Consider the following 16,905-nt stretch of genomic DNA (forward strand, 5'->3'; position numbering starts at 1 on the left):
GCACGGCCGGAGCGGGCCCTGGCCGCCGTCCGGCATGTGAGACGCGAGGCGTGATTCGCGCCACGGTTGATAGGGCTTGCGCTCAAACGAGCGCGAAGAGGGGTGTCGCACCTTCCGAAAGCATGGCACGCGGTGCCACCCCCGCTGTGTCCACGCGGCACGGCGCCACGTGACGCTCCGTAGACCGAGTCGCCGAAGCGACCACCGGAGTGAAACCGTCCGTTCGACTCGTGAACGGAGCGCGAACACCGGCCGGCGAGCCCCCCGCCCGGGAGACACCGGCAGACGGGCGGTTACCGCCGTGTGTCGAGGTCATGGACGCACTGCGGCGCCTTCGACCTGGGTACGCTCCCCGCCGTCAGGGCATCCCGGTCGCGAGGAGTCGAGTCCCGTGTCGGCACGACAGAAGAAGCAGAAGTTCGTCTACGACTTCACTGAGGGCAACAAAGACCTCAAGGACCTGCTCGGCGGCAAGGGAGCGAACCTCGCCGAGATGACCAACCTCGGTCTGCCCGTCCCTCCGGGTTTCACCATCACCACCGAGGCGTGCAGGGTCTATCTGGAAACCGGCGCGGAACCTTCCGCGCTGCGCGACGAGGTGAGTGCGCACCTCGACGCGCTGGAACAGCGGATGGGCAAGAAGCTCGGCCAGCCGGACGACCCGCTGCTGGTCTCGGTCCGCTCGGGCGCGAAGTTCTCCATGCCCGGCATGATGGACACCGTCCTCAACATCGGCCTGTCCGACGCGTCGGTCGCCGGGCTCGCCCAGCAGGCGGGCAACGAGCGCTTCGCGTGGGACTCCTACCGGCGCCTTGTGCAGATGTTCGGCAAGACCGTGCTCGGCGTGGACGGCGACCTCTTCGAGGACGCGCTGGACGAGGCCAAGCGGCACAAGGGCGCGGACAGCGACCTCGGTCTGGACGCGGCCGATCTGCGACAGCTCGTGGACGACTTCAAGGCGATCGTCGCCAAGGAGGCCGGCCGGGACTTCCCGCAGGAGCCGCGCGAGCAGATGGACCTCGCCGTGCGCGCGGTCTTCGACTCCTGGAACACCGAGCGCGCCAAGCTCTACCGCCGCCAGGAACGTATCCCCGGCGACCTGGGCACCGCCGTCACCGTCTGCTCGATGGTCTTCGGCAACCTCGGCCCTGACTCCGGCACCGGCGTCGCCTTCACCCGCGACCCGGCCAGCGGCCACCAGGGCACGTACGGCGACTATTTGCAGAACGCCCAGGGCGAGGACGTCGTCGCCGGTATCCGCAACACCGTGCCGCTCGCCGACCTCGAAGGCATCGACAAGGCGTCGTACGACCAGCTCATCTCGATCATGGAGACGCTGGAGACGCACTACCGCGACCTGTGCGACATCGAGTTCACCATCGAGCGCGGCAAGCTGTGGATGCTCCAGACCCGGGTCGGCAAGCGGACCGCGGCGGCGGCCTTCAGGATCGCCACCCAGCTCGTCGACCAGGGCCTGATCAGCGAGGCGGAGGCGCTGCAACGGGTCAACGGCGCGCAGTTGGCGCAGCTCATGTTCCCGCGCTTCGACGACACGGTCGCCGACAGCGGGAACGTACGCCGGATCGGCTGGGGCATCGCGGCCTCGCCCGGCGCCGCCGTCGGCAAGGCGGTCTTTGACTCGTACACCGCCGTCAAGTGGTCGCGGTCCGGCGAGAAGGTCATCCTGATCCGCCGCGAGACCAACCCCGACGACCTCAACGGCATGATCGCCGCCGAGGGCATCCTCACCAGCCGCGGCGGCAAGACCTCGCACGCCGCCGTCGTCGCCCGCGGGATGGGCAAGACCTGCGTGTGCGGCGCAGAGGAGCTGGAGGTCGACACCAAGCGGCGACGGCTGACCGCGCCGGGGGGCGTGGTGATAGAGGAGGGCGACCTCATCTCGATCGACGGCTCCTCGGGCAAGGTGTACGTCGGCGAGGTGCCCGTCGTACCGTCCCCGGTGGTCGAGTACTTCGAGGGCCGCATGCACGCTGGGGCCGACGAGGCCGACGGACTCGTCCAGGCGGTGCACCGGATCATGGCGTACGCCGACCGGGTCCGCCGGCTGCAAGTACGCGCCAACGCCGACAACGCCGAGGACGCCAACCGCGCCCGCCGCTTCGGCGCGCAGGGCATCGGCCTGTGCCGTACCGAGCACATGTTCCTCGGCGAGCGCCGCGAGCTGGTCGAGCGACTGGTCCTCGCCGACACCGACACCGAGCGGGAAGAGGCGCTCGGCGCGCTGCTGCCGCTGCAAAAGGCCGACTTCATCGAGTTGTTCGAGTCGATGGACGGACTGCCGGTGACCGTAAGGCTGCTGGACCCGCCGCTGCACGAATTCCTGCCCGACATCACGGAGTTGTCGGTACGGGTCGCGCTCGCCGAGTCCCGCAGGGACGCCAACGAGAACGACCTGCGGCTGCTCCAGGCCGTTCACAAGCTCCATGAGCAGAACCCGATGCTGGGCCTGCGCGGCGTACGCCTCGGCCTGGTCATCCCCGGCCTGTTCGCCATGCAGGTACGGGCCATCGCGGAGGCGGCGGCGCACCGCAAGTCCGTCAAGGGCGACCCGCGCCCCGAGGTGATGATCCCGCTGGTCGGCACCGTGCAGGAACTGGAGATCGTCCGTGAGGAGGCCGACCGCGTCATCGCCGAGGTCGAGGCGGCCACCGGCGCCTCGCTCGGCATGGCCATCGGCACGATGATCGAGCTGCCGCGCGCCGCGCTGACGGCCGGTCAGATCGCGGAGGCCGCCGAGTTCTTCTCCTTCGGCACCAACGACCTCACGCAGACCGTGTGGGGCTTCTCCCGCGACGACGTCGAGGCGTCCTTCTTCACCGCCTACCTGGAGAAGGGCATCTTCGGCGTCTCCCCGTTCGAGACCATCGACCGCGACGGCGTCGGCGCGCTGGTCCGCTCCGCCTGCGAGGCCGGCCGCGCCACCCGCCCCGGCCTCAAGCTCGGCATCTGCGGCGAGCACGGCGGCGACCCCGAGTCCGTCCACTTCTTCCACGACGTCGGGCTCGACTACGTCTCCTGCTCGCCCTTCCGCATCCCCGTCGCCCGCCTGGAGGCCGGCCGCGCCGCCGCCCGTCCCCCCACGCCGACCACCTGACCGGGCCGGGCCCGGACCGCCGCCGGACGCCCCTTGCCCTGGGGGCACCCTCACCGACCGGCGACCCGATCCCGACCCCACCCCGCCGGGGGCGACGCTTCGTGCGGAAGCGCCGCCCCCGGCTTTTCTGCTTGCATGGTTGCCCCTGTGAAGCTCCTGACCTGTGAAAAGCACTGTCAGTAGTTGCCATCGTTTCACAGCGTAAGACAGCGTCCAGTGCCCCCGATGTGCCCCGGGCGTGCCCCCGTGCGAAAGGACTCCGGGGCACGCAAAAACGCCTCGGCCGCCGCGACGGGACGCGGACGGCCGGGGCCGTATGAGGGGGATCAGCGCGCTGGTACCGCCAGGAGGCGGGTGCGCAGCGGCTCGGCGGTGACCGTGTCGGTGAACTGCCAGGAGTAATCCAGGACCTCTTCGAGCTGGAGGCCGGAGACGTCGGCGTCCGTGCGGAAGAGGAACCGGAAGTCGAAGTGCTGGTGGTCCGCCTCGTCCTTGGCGAGGTTGGCCGGGATGGGGTGCACGTCGATGTGCAGGGGCACCGGGCTGACGGGGGTGACGAGGGCCGGGTCGATGCCGGTCTCCTCGGCCAGCTCCCGCAGAGCGGCCCTCATGAGGGTCTCGTCCTCGTCCTCCAGGTGCCCGCCGGGGAAGAGCCACCTCCTGAGGGCCTTGTGCTCGATGAGCAGGACGCGGCCGTCGGGGCGCAGCAGCAGGGCTCCGGCGGTGACGTGGCCCCGGAACTCCTTGCGCGACGTGATCGTTTCGGCCCAGGTTTCGAGGCCGTCGATCAGGGCCGAGAGGGAGTCCTTGTCCTCCGGGCGCTGGTCCAGGTACGCGGTCAGGGTGTCGCGGATGTGCTGGGCGGTGATGGGCACTGGGCTCCTCAGCGGTTGAAGTAGGTCAGCCAGGTATCGGCGATGACGCCCCGGTCTGCGGCGGACACCTCGTGCATACCGGCCGCGAGGTCGCCACGGGTGAGCATGCGGATGGCCGCGAGTATCTCGGCCTGCACGAGGAAGATGAACGGCCCCACGCTGGCGCCGTGCAGGAAGTTGACGGCGTTGCCGCCGTTGAGCAGGTAGAAGTAGTGGCCCGTGGTCTGGTACCGGGTGATGTGCGCTCCGTCGGCGTTGCGCTGGTAGACGGCCGGGAGGGCGGCCAGGTCGAGTTCGTCCTCGCTGCTGGTGACCGTGGCGAGGAAAGCACCGTTGCGGAGTGTCGAGAAGTCCTCGGCTCGAAGGGAGAGCGACCCCGTGGCGCAGAGGACCAGTCCCGCGTTGTGCAGGGCCTTGTCCCGGTCGCGGGCGACGGTGAAACCCTGGGAGAGGGCCTGGGTGCGCCTGATGGGGTCGATGTCGTACACGGTGACCTGCACGCCCTTGGCGTGGAGCAGGCGAGCGATGGAGGAGCCGAGCTTGCCGAAGCCGATAACGAGCGCGGGCCGGCCATGCAGGATGTCCCCGCGTCCGCGCATGATGGCCTCGGTGGAGAAGACCACGGACTGACCGACGAGGAAGTCCTCCGGGTCCTTCAGCGGAGACCGGGCCACTGAGATGACGAGGCAGGGGAGCTTGTCCAGCTCGGCATACCGCTTGTGGCCGTTCTCGGTGTCCTCGACCACGCCGAGGATCGTCCCGGAGAACCGCTCGTGGAGGGCGTTCAGCGTGGGGGCGAAGTACCCGCCGACGTCGAGCAGGACCAGGCGCTCGTTGGCGGCACGGTTCTCGAAGTACTCGACGGTCTTGTCCGCGTCGGCGAACAGCTCCCGGCTGAGGTCGTCGCACTGGGCGATGGTCTCCACCTCGCGCTTGGCGGCCGGGGCGATGGACTTGGGCTTGGGGAGCACGGCCTTCAGTGTGGAGGCGGCGTTGACCGCGCGGACAAAGCTCGGTCGCTCGGGGAGCAGGTGCGTGACCAGGATGGACGCGGGCAGTTCGTCCGGGCGGAAGCGCGATGTGATCTTGCTGAAGTAGGTGTCTAAGCGGGCGACTTCAAACGACTCCACGGGTTCACCTCTCTGGCGGGATGCTGTGCTGGCGGTCCTCACGCGGCACGGTGATGGTGAGTTGGTCGTCCGAGTTGGCCGTCCACTCGGGTGCCGTTCCGTGGAGGGGGCGGAGCACGTACGTGCCCTGCCGGACGTCGGTCACGATGCCCTCGCGCTTCACGGTTTCGTCTCTGACCTGGTCACCGATCCAGGCCCGGCCGTTGAGGGTCATACGACCCTCTCCTCTGCCAGGACAGCCCAGACCCGCTTGCCGAACGGCAGCAGGTCGGTTCCCCAGTGATCGGTCAGCACCTCGATCAAGAACAGACCGCATCCCCGCTCGGAGTAGTCGTCCGCGTTGCGGCGCTCGGGGCGGATCTTGGAGCGGTCCACGACCTCGATGCGTACGAGCCCCGGGGCTGGTCGGCTGACGGACACCCGGATGAGGTGGCCCTGGGTGTGCTGGACGGCGTTGGCGACCAGCTCTGTGACGACGAGGGCGCCGTCGTCCTCCAGGCCCCAGGTGCATAAGGCGGTACGGACGAGTTGGCGGGCAGGATCGGCGCTCTCCACCGTGCACGGCATGGTCTGGGAGTAGCCGGGATGACCCGTAGTGCGAACGACGCTGCTCACAGGCATCAAGACCTCGGTCAGTGCGAGTCGGTGTCTGCTGACCGTAGGGATGACACTGTCAGACCCTCAATGAATTTCTACGGATTTCTACGCGGGCTACCCGAGGGAGTTAATGGCCACGGTGATCAGTTCGCGCGCCGCGCTCCCGAAGACCGCCCCCGTGCCCAACTCCCGGTATGCCCTGATGTATTGCTCCACTTCGCTCGGCGCGGTCACCTTCACCGCGGCCGACAGCAGCTCGACGTGAACGCGGACATCGTCGAAGACGTTGAAGGTCTCCAGCGGCCAGACCGGCCTGGAGGCCGTGAAGGGGATGATGCCCAGGCTGACGGAGGGCACAGACATCAGCGTGAGCAGGTACCCAAGTTGGCCGGCCATCGTCTCGGGGGCGCCGATCCTGTACCGCAGGACGGACTCCTCGATCAGCACCGCGAAGCGCCTGCCGCCAGTGAACAGCACCCTGGAGCGCTCCATACGGGCCGCCACGGCCTCCTCGATGTCGTTCGGGGCATGGTGGAACTCCGAGATGGAGGACAGCAGCGCTGTGGCGTAGGCGGGCGTCTGGAAGAGCCCGGGGATGACGTTCGAGCAGTACACGCGGAAGAAGCTGGTGCGCTCGTACAGTTCGGCCCGCTTCTCCTGGAGCTGCCGGAGCCCGGTGCGCTGTACGCGCCTCCACTCGACGTACAGGGAGTCGGCGGACTGGGCCGAGGCCACCAGGTCGTCGGTCTCGTTTGTGGCGTCACAGGCCCCGCACCAGGCCCGGATGTCGGTCACCGACGGTGGGGTCCTGGCGTGTTCGATCCGGGAGACCTTCGAGGGGTACCACTCCAGCCGTCGTGCAAGCTCGGTCGCAGTCAGGCCCGCGGCCTTCCGGATTTCCCGGAGACGGACGGCAAGCTGACGCCGAGCGGCTTGGACGGCGGCTGACGGCGATTCGGACATGTCGGTGCTTCAGCAGGTCAGACCGTGAACCGCTCGTGGGGGATGGCTCGTTCCCACACGTCCTCGAAGGCGCCGTTCACGTTCTTGATGACGTCCGGGTCCTGGGACAGGGTGTGCCCAACGAACGCGCCATTGCCGGAGAACAGGCCGAAGCGGACCAGGGCGTTGTCGAAGACCCAGAAGTCGTTGCCAGGGATCAGCAGGTCCGAGGCCAGGCGGCGCGGTAGCCAGCGGACCTTCTCGCCCGCAATCACGTTCTGGAAGGTGCAGGAGTGCTCGTACTGGATGTACTCGGTGACGGGCTCGGAAACGATCCTGGCCCGGCGGATCGAGACGCCACGGGCGACGGCCTGGAAGATCGAGTCGTGGAAGGAATTCCACCACTGGTCGCGGGTCTCCGGCGTGTGCCTGCGGCCCGCCTTCCAGGCCGCGAAGTCCTGGTCCTCGTCCGCGACGCCGTACACGTCCCGGGTTTCCAAATGCACGGCCGACGAGCGGCACTCCGCCAGCAGATCAGCGAACGGCGGCACCGTCTGCGACATCACATGCCTCCCTGATGGCGGCCACCATGCGCGCGGGCAGCCGCACGACGGCCTCGGTGTCGGGGATCGTGCCCGTCTCCAGGCACTCCCGCTCCGTCTCGTCGTCCGCGCGCCAGCCCTGGATGACGAGGTCGTTCGTCTCGGCGTCTACCCACACGGTCGGGCAGTTGTCGCCGTTGGTGTTCGGGTCCTTAGCGATGAACCGTAGCGTCATGGATCTCCCCAATCCCCTTGGTTTCTACAGACTTCTACGACAGTCACCCATCGGAAGCGGTCGGGTCAACACCACGCGAGATGTCGTTCCCGTCGTCTTCCAAGGCACGGCGGGCCGCAGCGGCGAACGCCCGCACGGGGGCGATGGTGTCAGTGTGTTCGGCGTGATCGTCCCGGCCGTGACGGAAGAGCGCCAGGGTGAAGGTATCGATGGCGGTCTGTGCCGCTTCCGCAACCGCCTCCGGTCCGACCACCGCGACGGTTGCTCCCCGCTGAGGCAGTTCCCGCCAGAGGTGCTTGTGGACCGACCACTCAGGCAGGTCTTCGAACAGCTCCTCGATCCGATGACTGATGTCGAGGAAGTCCTCATACGCCTTCTGTCGTGGCACTCGCCGTTCGGTAATCGCCTGAAAGCGACGTTCTCGTGCAGCTTCTAACTGCTGAGCCTGGCTCTGGACCTTCGCCATCCGAAGCTGGAACCAGCTTGTCCCGACGGCCGTGATCACGGCGAGACCGCCACCGATAGCCGCTCCCAATACGCCTGCTACTCCCGCATCCACGGTGGAATTCTTGTCCTTCGGACAGAGAAGTGCCGGTGGAACGAGAAAAGCGCCCCCTCACCTCCCAGCGGAGGTGAGGGGGCGCGGCTGGTCCTGCCAGAGACCGGGGGGAGCCCGATGCTACGGGGCGTCGGGGGATCGAGGGGTGTGCTTCGCGGCGTAGCCCGCGAGGAAGGTGACGGCCGTCGGCGCCACGGCCAGGATGACGAACTGGAGGGCGCCCGGCAGGGAGCCCAGCAGCGCGTGGTTGTCCTGGATCTGGTTGAGCAGACCCACGGCCACCGAGACGACGAAGGCGGCCGTCGTGGCCGCCCACACCTTCGCCTCGACCTTGAGCTTGGCGAACAGTCCGGCCACGGTCACACCGCCTTCGGGACCTGGAGCTTGGCCCAGGAAGTCGGACCGGGCGGCCAGGTGGCGGCCGAACCGGTATAGCCCAGTTTCCGCTGGAACGCCTGGTACGAATCCACGTCCGCCTGGCCGAACTTCGAGCCGGGGCCGACCTTGTAGTGGCCGCAGCCCTCGGCGACCAGGCGCTTGCCCATGGCCGTGAAGATGGCGCTCGTCTTGCCCAGGGCGGCCCCGGAGCCGTTCGTGAAGAACGCGGTGCCCGGGAACGGCTGGAGGGCCTTGGCGGGCGCGCTGGGGCCCGTGGCGGGCTTAGGCAGCGCCGGGAAGGCGAACCAGCTCCCCGGATCGGTGTGGGAGTTCTCGGGGACCTGGGCGTGCGCGTACCAGCCCGCCTTCGTCTCCCAGATGTGCTCGTCGCGGTGATCGGTGAAGCCGTTCGGTGCACCCATCGGCCAGACGTCCGGCACTCCCCAACTCTTGATCCAGGCGTGCAGCTCGGACCAGCCCTTGCCGGGCGTGTCCGACAGGTGCTCGTACGCCTTGCCGTCGTACCGGCACCAGGGGAAGAACAGGACCTCGATCTGGAGCACGACGGAGCCCGCCCGATTGGTCCGGGTGCCGCCGGGGTGGTCCTCTACGGAGAGGGATCGGCTGTTCGCCGGGAGGAACTGCGAGAAGCGGCCGGTGAACGGGTCCCAGAGGATATGGGCGCGACGCCCTTGCCGCTGTCGGTGAAGTACGCCCGCAGGTCCTCGTTCGGGACGAGAATCGGCTCCGCGAACTGCTCGAAGCCCGCCTTGATCCTGCGGAGCGTGGACTCCGCGAGGGGCCGCTTGCGCTCTCCGAGGGTCCTGGCCGGGAGAGTCCAGTCGATGGCCTCCGAGGCCGACCGGACCTTGGGCTCCAGGATCTGGCCCGCGCAGGCCGTGTGCGGGCACCGATAGACGTACCGGGAGCGGTACTTGCCGTACCGGCGGGCCGGGTTCTTGAAGTGCTGGATGCCCCTCACACGGCCGTGCGTGGGGCACTCAGCCGAGGGCCTCAACCACTTGTTGAAGTCAGGGGCACGGTCTCCGCTTTGCCAGAAGATCGCGTAGAGCCTGTCCCGTGACTGCGGAGCACCCGGGCCGAGGGCCTGGGCGAACATCGAGTTGAGGAAGATCAGCCAGTGCTCGTATCCCCACGCCCGCATCGCGGCCAGCCAGGAGTCGAAGACGGCACCGGGATTGGTGGGAGGTCCCCACATCATGACCTCGACGACGTTCTCGACGATCATCGCGCGGTAGCGATGGGTCTCCGCGAATCGGACGGTGTCCCACCTGGTCGCGCGGGCCGCGATGGCGGCCTCGTCTACCCCGCTGGTGGCCTTCACACCACCGTCCCACTCGCCGTGGCCGAGCTTCTTGCCGGAGGCGAAGGTGTGCGCGGTGCAGGCCGGGCTGGCCCACATGAGGTCCGTCCGGGGGTACCGGGTGGCCGCGACCTGGCTGATGTCGGTCAAGTCGTGCTCGGTATCGGGGTGATTGGCCTGGTGGCTGTCGATGGCGTCCCGGGCGCGGTTCGCGGCGAAAAAACGATCTGTACGCCCGGGACCATCGCGGCACCCGTGGAGGACCCGCCCGCTCCGCAGAACAAGTCGATCATGCTCACGGTCACCGCGACCTCCGCAGGTCGCGGATGGTCAGGACGATCCAGGTGATCACGATCACGGCGGCGAGGAGCCAGAGGCCGGTGGTCAGCACCGCTCCTCCGTGTCCTCGATAGCCGTCCACAGCACGTGGATCCGCCGAGCCCATCCGTGCTCCTCCAGGGACTTGAGGGCACGCCAGGCGGTGTTGGTGCCGATGCCGAGCGACTCGGCGATCTCGGCGGTGGTCTGCGGGTTCGGCCTCGTCGCGGATGTGCAGGCCGACCAAGCGGACGGTCGGCAGGAGTTCGGTCTCGTGGACCAGCCGACGGACGTAGCTCACGCGGCCACCGCCAGCTCCAGGGCGCCCTTGCGGACGCCGATGAACTCGACGGCCCGGCCGCCGGAGCGGCAGGCGGAGCAGTACCTTCGGGTCATGCCGGACGGGTCGGTGTACAGGTGCCCGAACTCGGAGTACGAGTGGCCGCTCGGGCATGCGACCTTGTTGCGCTGGTGCTCCCCGCTCCGCCCGGCACGGACGTTGGCCGAGTGGCGGAGCAGGGAGAGGTGCTCCGGGTTCACGCACCTGCGGTGCTGGCAGGTGGGTCCTCCGGCGCACGAGGCATCACTGTCGTGGCAGTCGTGCGAGACGTCCACGCGCTCCCAGCCGCGAAGGCCGTGCACGTAGGCAGCGGGGTTGCCGTACACGAAGCCCCAGGCGACGTGGTGGGCCCGGACGGTGCGACCGCCGATCGAGAAGGTCCCGTACCCGTCCGTGGCGGTGGACGCGGACCACGTCCAGCAGTCCGTCGAGACGGTGGGGCTGCCGAGGTCCTGGAAGACGAGACGGTTCCAGCGGTCCAGCAGTTCGTCGCCCTGAGCGGCTCGGATTGCGTCGTACCAGGGGCGCTCGGGGACCAGGACGTCGGCGAGCAGGCCGTCCACCACGGCGCGGGAGGGGGCGTAGCGGGTGATGTTGACGAGCTTCATCGCGCACTCCGAAACGGAGCCCAGAGGACCTGTTCCCCTCGGGCAGTTGCCCGTAGGGGCCTCCAGAGGAGTCACAGGCCGCATCTGGCGGCGATGGGTCCAATTTAACGGCGTGGGCTCCGTGAAGCAATTCCTGAGAGCGTTCCTGGAGTGCCACAGATTCTAAAATAATGGCTCTCAGACAGCTCCTTCATAAGGATTGTTGGAGAGAGATTGGCGGTCCGAGCTATCGCTCTAAGGATTCCCGTAATAACGATCTCGCATACGTCCAGAGGGCGCCTCTGGTGGTCATCGCCCGCCGTATGCTGGAGCACTGAACATGACGAAGCCCCCGGCTCCACACCGGGGGCTCAGTCGAAGGGATTGATTTTAGAATCCCGATGCTCGGAGGGGTCAGGAGCCCCTCACCACAACGACTCCTCTGGAGGCGCTATGCGCGCGTACCCATCCGCCTCGGCCAGAGGAACAACAAGATGCAGCACGCTCCCGCAGATTCTAACGCTTCTGGGCGCATAGCACGTCCCCTCGCTGCCAAGTGGCGCGACGTGCTCGTCACGGGTGAGCACGGGTACGGGTCCCGCTCCGAGGCCGTCTCCGCCGTCACCCTGGCCATGGTCAACTGCGGATGGACCTGGGACCAGTTCTACGCGGCGATGACCGATACCCACCAGCACCGGTTGGCCGCATGGTCTCTTTCCGCGGCGGCAAGTACGCCCACAGGGCCAGGTCGTCCTCGGACACCTTCGCCCGTCTGGAGAACACCTGGAACCGTGCGGTCTCCAAGGCCAAGGAGTCCCCGGCCATCCAGGACCCTCAGCAGGCCCGTCAGGAGATAGGTCTCATCCGGGGCTCCTTCCGCTCGGTCGGTCTCACCGGTCGTACGGCCCTCACGGACACCCTGGTCCTGGAGCACCTCCACAAGGAGGCCACCCGCAGGGGTCTGATGGTCCTGTACGCCTCGGTCCGCGACATCTCCGAGGTCACCGGTATCGGCAGGTCCACCGTCTCCAGGTCCCTCGGTCGTCTCGTCAAGGCTGGATGGCTCCGTCACCAGGGCCGGGAGCTGGTCTCGGACGCCTCCTCCTACCGTCTCACCCAGCCCTCCGTGTTCCGGGAAGACCGGTCTCGCAATGGGACACAGACCCGAAGGGTCTCCACCGGGCGTGAGGACTGTGTCCCATTGCGAGACTCTGCCCTGGGACATGTCTCGGAGGACCTGTTCTTGCGTCTCGGCCGGCACTCCGCTCTGGTCTACGCGGTGACGGGTGAGGATCCGTTGACCGCGAAGCAGGTACAGGACCTCAGCGGGGTGTCCAAGGCCACGGTTTTCCGGCACCTCAGGACGTTGGTCGAGTTGGGTCTGGTGGAGAAGACGGCGACCGCGTACATGCGTACGCACCGGGGCCTGGCGAAGGCTGCTGCCGACATCGGGGCTGTAGGGCTGGGTGAGGAGAGGACCGCGAAGATCGCCTCTGAGCGCAAGCTCTGGTCCAAGGTGGCCGAGGGGGTCCAGTTCAAGCGAGACCTGGACCGGTGGGGCAAGCGCGTGGCTGTGGAGAACGCTCTGAGGCGTCGGGGAGAGCCGATCCCCGCAGGCGTGGACCTGGAGACCGGGGAGATCCTGGAAGTTCTGGAGGAGGGCAGATGTGGCCGGGAACTCACCGACCCGGAGGTCGAGGAGGCGATGAGCCCGGCGCAGTTCGACCCCGTCGAGTACCAGATCGCCTTGATCCGGTACCGGGAGTTTTCCCTAGCGGCTTGATCTACTGGGCCACCTCGACGGAGCACTCCTCGATCCAGCGGGCGATGACGCTCAGGACGGCGAGGTGCTCCAGGGCCTCCTGCTCGGTCCAGGCCACCTCGTCCTCGTGGGCCGCGAGGTTGCGAAGTGCGAGGAACGCCCCGGCTGAGAGGTACTTGGAGCCCTCCTGGCGGGCCCGCCAGGTGGGCGTCGCCCGATCCCCCGGAAAGCGGAGGCGGGGCTTGCCCTCCACCGGATCCTTCAGGTCGAAGCTCTGCATGCAGAGGTCGGTTTCGCCGATGTCATGGCGGTCCAGCTTTTGTTGTAGGCGGCGGTTTAGCGTCCGGGCGGCGGCGAGAACGGCGTCCTGGCGGGCCTCAGCGGCCCACAGGGGAGCGGCCGGCTCCCAGGCCCAGGAATGGAGCCCGTCGGCTGCGATAGCGGGCGAGGTGGGGCGGAGGAAGTCGGCGATCTCCTCTGCGAATGTGGCCCGGCCCAACGCCTCCACGGAAGCAGCCCGCACGCGGAACCAATAGCGAGCGTCACCGTCTTCCTCGTCAAAGGTGTCACCGAGCCCTGGCACGTAGGCGTTCATGATCTGGCGCGCGCGGACGAGTTGGAGATTCAGTTCCTCAGGCCAGTCCGGCCACGGGGCGCCGATGTCTGGGCTCGTGGCGGCTTCAAGCTCGCCGAGGTGGCCGTTGACGTCCTCTATGAACTCGGTCAGTTTCTCGACGGCGTAGGCGTGATCCACCCTTGGACACTATGACGAAGAGTGCGCCAAGGTCTGTCGGTTCGAGAAGGTGGACATGGTGACCCCCAGGAAGCGTGAGGCCCTGCTGGCCGAGCACGGCCTGACCGAGGATGAGTACGGCTTCGGGCTGACCCTCCGTGGCCTCCAGAGGGGCCTACGGAGGGCGTACGAGCTGCGGGAGCAGGGGAATGTCGAGTGCGGCCAGATCCTCGCCCTGGACGCCGCTGACGAGCGCCGTGCCTGGCTCGCGCTCGCCATTCAACTTGAGGCGTTCCATGAGGAACTCCAACAATTCCAAGGGTACCCATAAGGTAGTTATGGACGGCCTCTCCAGAGCCGTTAGGGTGTTCCCCGCAAGCCCCCTCCGTGCCCCCATGCGGAGGGGGCTGTGGCGTTCCATGGGGGCAATAGATTTTAAAATCATGGGGAGGTCACGTGGACTGCGTCAGGTGTGAGGATGGGCGATTCAACTGCCCTCCATCGTGCGACGTCATCGCGCCCGGAAGCCTGAGCGACCAGGCGTATCACGAGCTGCTGGCGCCCGAGGACGTCTCCGACGTGGACGGGCGGCTCTGACCATGCAGCGTGAATTCGACGAGCAGGCGCATTACGAGATCACCGACGGCGACCGCGTCAGCCTGCTCAGGCTGGACGACGAGTGGATGGTGCTCTGGTCGTACGCCAATCCGCACCACAACACCCAGCTCATCCACTTCGGCAGTGCCGGGCCGGAGGCGATGTAGTGGAACCGCGATGCGCCGAGTGCGGGGAGCAGGTCCAGGAGGAGCCGCCCACGTCCTGGAACCGGACGTGGGGTCCTGTGCCCGAGTGGTCGCACCTCGACGGCGAACCGTTGTGTCCGATCGTCGGCGACGGCGGGTACGAGCCGGCTCAGGTGATCTTCCCGTGAAGCCCTCCCCGGATGCCATACCGATCCCCGAGTCCCGTCGTCCCCTCGCCACCCCACAGCAGGTGGCGGACTACCTGGGCGTCCCGCTCGGCACGATCTACCAGTGGAGCAGCCGTGGGGGCGGCCCCAAGTTCATCCGAGTGGGCCGCCACCTGCGCGCACATTGGGACGATGTCGACCAATGGCTGGATGCCCAGGTCATCTCCGCGTGAACAGCCCGAGTTGACAGCAGTGGGCATGCGTTGTGATCACTACGCACGATCTGCCACGCTGACATGAGAGGCGCGGATACGTCCCGCGCGGGCCGCCGTGTTGAGGCGGCAGATCGCCGGGGACTTGGGGCGGACAATGGCTGAGGTTTACGACCGATGGCACCTATCGCGCCCCGGTGAGGGCGCTGAGCTGTGCGTCGAGCACAGCACCAAGACGAAGCCCGCCGTGGCGGGCAAGGATCACGGCCGGGGCAAGCGGTGGCTGGTGCGCTGGCGTGACCTGAACGGCAAGCAGTGCAAGGAGTTCTTCGCCAAGCGCGCTGAGGCCGACACCCGACGCCGACTTCGCCCGTGGCCAGTACGTCGATCCGTAGGCGGCCAAGGAGTCCTTCCGGGCGGTTGCTGAGCGCTGGCGGACGTCAGCCGTCCACGGCGACACGACCGTGCCGAAGGTGGAGCGCGCCCTGCGGTTGCACATCTATCCGACCTTCGGTGACCGCCCCATCGCGAGCATTCGGCGGTCGGAGGCGCAGGCATGGGTCAAGGACCGGTCGCGGGTGCTTAAGCCGGGCAGCTTGCGCGGGCCGTACAACGTCCTGTCGGCCGTCTTCCGGACGGCGGTCTACGACGAGGCGATGCGTGCTACGCCCTGTCACGACATCACGCTGCCGGACGACCGTAAGCCGGATCTCATTCCGCTCGAACCCGAGGCGGTCAATGCGCTCGTGGCCGCCGCGTCCTCGCGGTACCGGGCGGCGGTGCTGCTCGCCGCCGCTTCCGGGCTGCGACAGAGCGAGGTGTTCGGTATCGAGGTCGAGCACATCAACTTCCTGCGTCGCACGGTGCGGGTCGCCCAGCAGCTCGTCGGCCCCGATAAGGGCGTGCCGTATTAAAGGTGAGCCCAAGACCCACGAGTCCTACCGGACGGTGCCGCTGGCGCAGTCGGCCGTCGATACCCTCGCCGCGCACCTCGCGCAGTACCGCGCCCGCGGGGTGCGTTTAGAGGACCGTACGGACCCGGTGAAGCCGAAGCAGCGGACGGCTCGGCTTGTGTTTCCTTCGGAGGGTCCGACACGATCCGCTGGGGGTCGTGGGCGAAGGTCTGGGCGCGCGCGATCAAACGTGCGAATGCGGCGTTGGAGACGGCGGGCTCCGAAACGCGGGTGCCGGAGGCCGCCACCATGCACGACCTCCGGCACTTCTACGCCTCGCTGCTGATCGCGGACGGGCAGACGCCGAAGACTGTGCAAAAGCCGCTCGGCCACTCCAAGCCGTCGATCACCCTCGACACCTACACGCACCTGTGGCCGAAGGAGGAAGATGCCACCGCCGCCGCGGTGGAGGCGGCCCTCGGCAATGTGCCCCCGTTGTGCCCCATGGGGTCGGTGAAGCGATGAACCCCATGGTCAGCGCGGTGAATCAGCGCTTCGTGCGGAAGCGCCGCCCCCGGCGCTTTCACGTACGCCGGGGCACGGCCCGGCCATGCCGGCGCCACGGCGTCCCACGCCCACGATCCGAGGCGCGCACCCGCGATGAGCACAAAGAAGGTCGCCAGGGCCGCACCGTAGCGGTGCGGCCCTGGCGACCGTTTGAGACGGGGTCAGGAGGACGTGGGGCTGGCCGTGGTGGGAGTCGCACTGCCGCTGGGCGTCGGGGCGGTCTTCGGGGGCGGGCCGAAGACGACGTTCACGTGCTCGAAGCCGAGCGAGGTCAGCAGGTGCTCCAGCATGAATTTGGTGTTGGTCTCGGCCCGCGCGCCCAACTCGGTCTGCTTGGCGGCGTCCTGGATCTTCTGCGCGGCCAGCTCGTTGAGCTGCTGGGCGTTGCCCGGGTTGTCGCCGAAGAAGTCGCCGATCCGGTCGAAGAAGCCGCGCTGCTGCGAGACGACGTAGGAATGCTTGGTGTCCAGCGAGGTCCGTTCAAGTGCCGCGTGCGGCAGGCGGATCGTCGCGGACTTGCGGTCGGCGGAGACCTTCACCGCGTCGTTGCCGACGGAACCGAGATCGACGTACGCGTCGACGCTGCCCGCGCCGACGTACAGCGTGCGCTTGCCGCGCACCGCGGACGGCAGGAATTTGGCGTCCTTCTCCAGGTCGACGACGACCTCGAAGTTGCCGCTCGCGCCCTCGAAGCGGTTCATGTCCTGGATGGACTTCAACAGGACGGGACCGCTGCGGTCCTTGTCCTTCTCCGCGAACGGATTCGGTATACCGGGCAGCAGATTGGCCTTGCCGAGCAACAGGAACAGCAGCGCGAGTACGACCACTCCGATAGCTGTCCGCGCCCACCAGGGCATACGTCCCGCAGCACCACTGATCGCCATGA

Annotated in this window: 21 protein-coding genes and 1 pseudogene; 7 read left to right on the plus strand and 15 right to left on the minus strand. The window is 67.8% G+C overall.

Features of this window, described 5'->3' with window-relative positions; genetic code table 11:
• The first annotated feature begins 391 nt into the window (after positions 1–391).
• Positions 392–3,115 carry a pyruvate, phosphate dikinase gene (gene ppdK, locus ABZX65_RS26040; protein ID WP_355344623.1) on the plus strand — a complete coding sequence of 908 codons (2,724 nt, stop codon included), beginning with the start codon at positions 392–394 and terminating at the stop codon, positions 3,113–3,115.
• 326 nt (positions 3,116–3,441) lie between these two features.
• On the opposite strand, the gene ABZX65_RS26045 is transcribed toward ppdK, so the two are convergent.
• The 13 genes and pseudogenes from ABZX65_RS26045 to ABZX65_RS26105 form a co-directional block, all read right to left on the minus strand.
• Positions 3,442–3,990 (minus strand): NUDIX domain-containing protein, encoded by a 549-nt coding sequence (locus ABZX65_RS26045; protein ID WP_355344626.1) that lies wholly within the window; start codon positions 3,988–3,990, stop codon positions 3,442–3,444.
• 8 nt (positions 3,991–3,998) lie between these two features.
• Positions 3,999–5,120, minus strand: coding sequence for an adenosylhomocysteinase (locus ABZX65_RS26050; RefSeq protein ID WP_355344629.1), 1,122 nt, complete (start codon positions 5,118–5,120; stop codon positions 3,999–4,001).
• A 4-nt stretch (positions 5,121–5,124) separates the two neighbouring features.
• Positions 5,125–5,334: a hypothetical protein gene (locus ABZX65_RS26055; protein WP_355344632.1), complete on the minus strand. Its 210-nt coding sequence runs from the start codon at positions 5,332–5,334 to the stop codon at positions 5,125–5,127.
• Positions 5,331–5,741, minus strand: a complete 411-nt coding sequence (locus tag ABZX65_RS26060; RefSeq protein WP_355344635.1) for an ATP-binding protein — start codon at positions 5,739–5,741, stop codon at positions 5,331–5,333. The genes ABZX65_RS26055 and ABZX65_RS26060 overlap by 4 nt, the downstream gene beginning before the upstream one ends.
• Positions 5,742–5,831: 90 nt before the next feature.
• The gene (locus ABZX65_RS26065) at positions 5,832–6,680 is read right to left on the minus strand and encodes a helix-turn-helix transcriptional regulator (protein ID WP_355344638.1); all 849 of its coding nucleotides are present in this window, start codon (positions 6,678–6,680) and stop codon (positions 5,832–5,834) included.
• A gap of 17 nt (positions 6,681–6,697) precedes the next feature.
• Positions 6,698–7,222, minus strand: a complete 525-nt coding sequence (locus tag ABZX65_RS26070) for a DUF6879 family protein (RefSeq protein ID WP_355344641.1) — start codon at positions 7,220–7,222, stop codon at positions 6,698–6,700.
• Positions 7,194–7,436, minus strand: a complete 243-nt coding sequence (locus tag ABZX65_RS26075; RefSeq protein WP_355344644.1) for a hypothetical protein — start codon at positions 7,434–7,436, stop codon at positions 7,194–7,196. Before ABZX65_RS26075 ends, ABZX65_RS26070 begins: the two co-directional genes overlap by 29 nt.
• Positions 7,437–7,479: 43 nt before the next feature.
• Positions 7,480–7,995 carry a hypothetical protein gene (locus ABZX65_RS26080; protein ID WP_355344647.1) on the minus strand — a complete coding sequence of 172 codons (516 nt, stop codon included), beginning with the start codon at positions 7,993–7,995 and terminating at the stop codon, positions 7,480–7,482.
• A 120-nt stretch (positions 7,996–8,115) separates the two neighbouring features.
• On the minus strand, positions 8,116–8,352 hold the full coding sequence (locus tag ABZX65_RS26085; RefSeq protein ID WP_355344650.1) for a holin: 237 nt from the start codon (positions 8,350–8,352) through the stop codon (positions 8,116–8,118).
• Positions 8,353–8,354: 2 nt separating this feature from the next.
• Entirely contained in the window at positions 8,355–8,936 is a 582-nt protein-coding gene (locus ABZX65_RS26090; protein ID WP_355344653.1) for a peptidoglycan-binding protein, read from the minus strand.
• Between the two features lie 44 nt (positions 8,937–8,980).
• Positions 8,981–9,976 (minus strand): DNA cytosine methyltransferase, encoded by a 996-nt coding sequence (locus ABZX65_RS26095; RefSeq protein ID WP_355344849.1) that lies wholly within the window; start codon positions 9,974–9,976, stop codon positions 8,981–8,983.
• A 105-nt stretch (positions 9,977–10,081) separates the two neighbouring features.
• Positions 10,082–10,231: pseudogene (locus tag ABZX65_RS26100) on the minus strand (helix-turn-helix domain-containing protein); the annotation flags it as partial.
• Between the two features lie 81 nt (positions 10,232–10,312).
• Positions 10,313–10,963 (minus strand): hypothetical protein, encoded by a 651-nt coding sequence (locus tag ABZX65_RS26105; RefSeq protein WP_355344656.1) that lies wholly within the window; start codon positions 10,961–10,963, stop codon positions 10,313–10,315.
• A gap of 685 nt (positions 10,964–11,648) precedes the next feature.
• On the opposite strand from ABZX65_RS26105, the gene ABZX65_RS26110 reads away from it, so the two are divergent.
• Positions 11,649–12,725 (plus strand): helix-turn-helix domain-containing protein, encoded by a 1,077-nt coding sequence (locus ABZX65_RS26110; RefSeq protein WP_355344659.1) that lies wholly within the window; start codon positions 11,649–11,651, stop codon positions 12,723–12,725.
• 1 nt (position 12,726) lies between these two features.
• Here the strand turns inward: ABZX65_RS26110 and ABZX65_RS26115 are convergent, their stop codons facing one another.
• Positions 12,727–13,458, minus strand: coding sequence for a TIGR02391 family protein (locus ABZX65_RS26115; protein WP_355344662.1), 732 nt, complete (start codon positions 13,456–13,458; stop codon positions 12,727–12,729).
• Between the two features lie 55 nt (positions 13,459–13,513).
• Here ABZX65_RS26115 and ABZX65_RS26120 point away from each other — a divergent pair, with 55 nt between their 5' ends.
• From ABZX65_RS26120 to ABZX65_RS26140, 5 genes are all read left to right on the plus strand, one after another.
• On the plus strand, positions 13,514–13,768 hold the full coding sequence (locus ABZX65_RS26120; RefSeq protein ID WP_355344665.1) for a hypothetical protein: 255 nt from the start codon (positions 13,514–13,516) through the stop codon (positions 13,766–13,768).
• A gap of 268 nt (positions 13,769–14,036) precedes the next feature.
• Positions 14,037–14,201, plus strand: coding sequence for a hypothetical protein (locus ABZX65_RS26125; protein ID WP_355344668.1), 165 nt, complete (start codon positions 14,037–14,039; stop codon positions 14,199–14,201).
• 229 nt (positions 14,202–14,430) lie between these two features.
• Positions 14,431–14,580 (plus strand): excisionase family DNA-binding protein, encoded by a 150-nt coding sequence (locus ABZX65_RS26130; protein ID WP_355344671.1) that lies wholly within the window; start codon positions 14,431–14,433, stop codon positions 14,578–14,580.
• Between the two features lie 452 nt (positions 14,581–15,032).
• Entirely contained in the window at positions 15,033–15,473 is a 441-nt protein-coding gene (locus tag ABZX65_RS26135) for a tyrosine-type recombinase/integrase (protein ID WP_355344674.1), read from the plus strand.
• Between the two features lie 288 nt (positions 15,474–15,761).
• Positions 15,762–15,977, plus strand: a complete 216-nt coding sequence (locus ABZX65_RS26140; RefSeq protein WP_355344677.1) for a tyrosine-type recombinase/integrase — start codon at positions 15,762–15,764, stop codon at positions 15,975–15,977.
• A 203-nt stretch (positions 15,978–16,180) separates the two neighbouring features.
• Here ABZX65_RS26140 and ABZX65_RS26145 read toward each other — a convergent pair whose 3' ends face one another.
• A complete protein-coding gene (locus ABZX65_RS26145) occupies positions 16,181–16,903 on the minus strand; it encodes a DUF4230 domain-containing protein (RefSeq protein WP_355344680.1) in 723 nt (240 codons plus the stop codon).
• Positions 16,904–16,905: the final 2 nt, after the last annotated feature.

This window comes from Streptomyces sp. NPDC003300 (assembly GCF_040610915.1).
Lineage (GTDB): Bacteria > Actinomycetota > Actinomycetes > Streptomycetales > Streptomycetaceae > Actinacidiphila.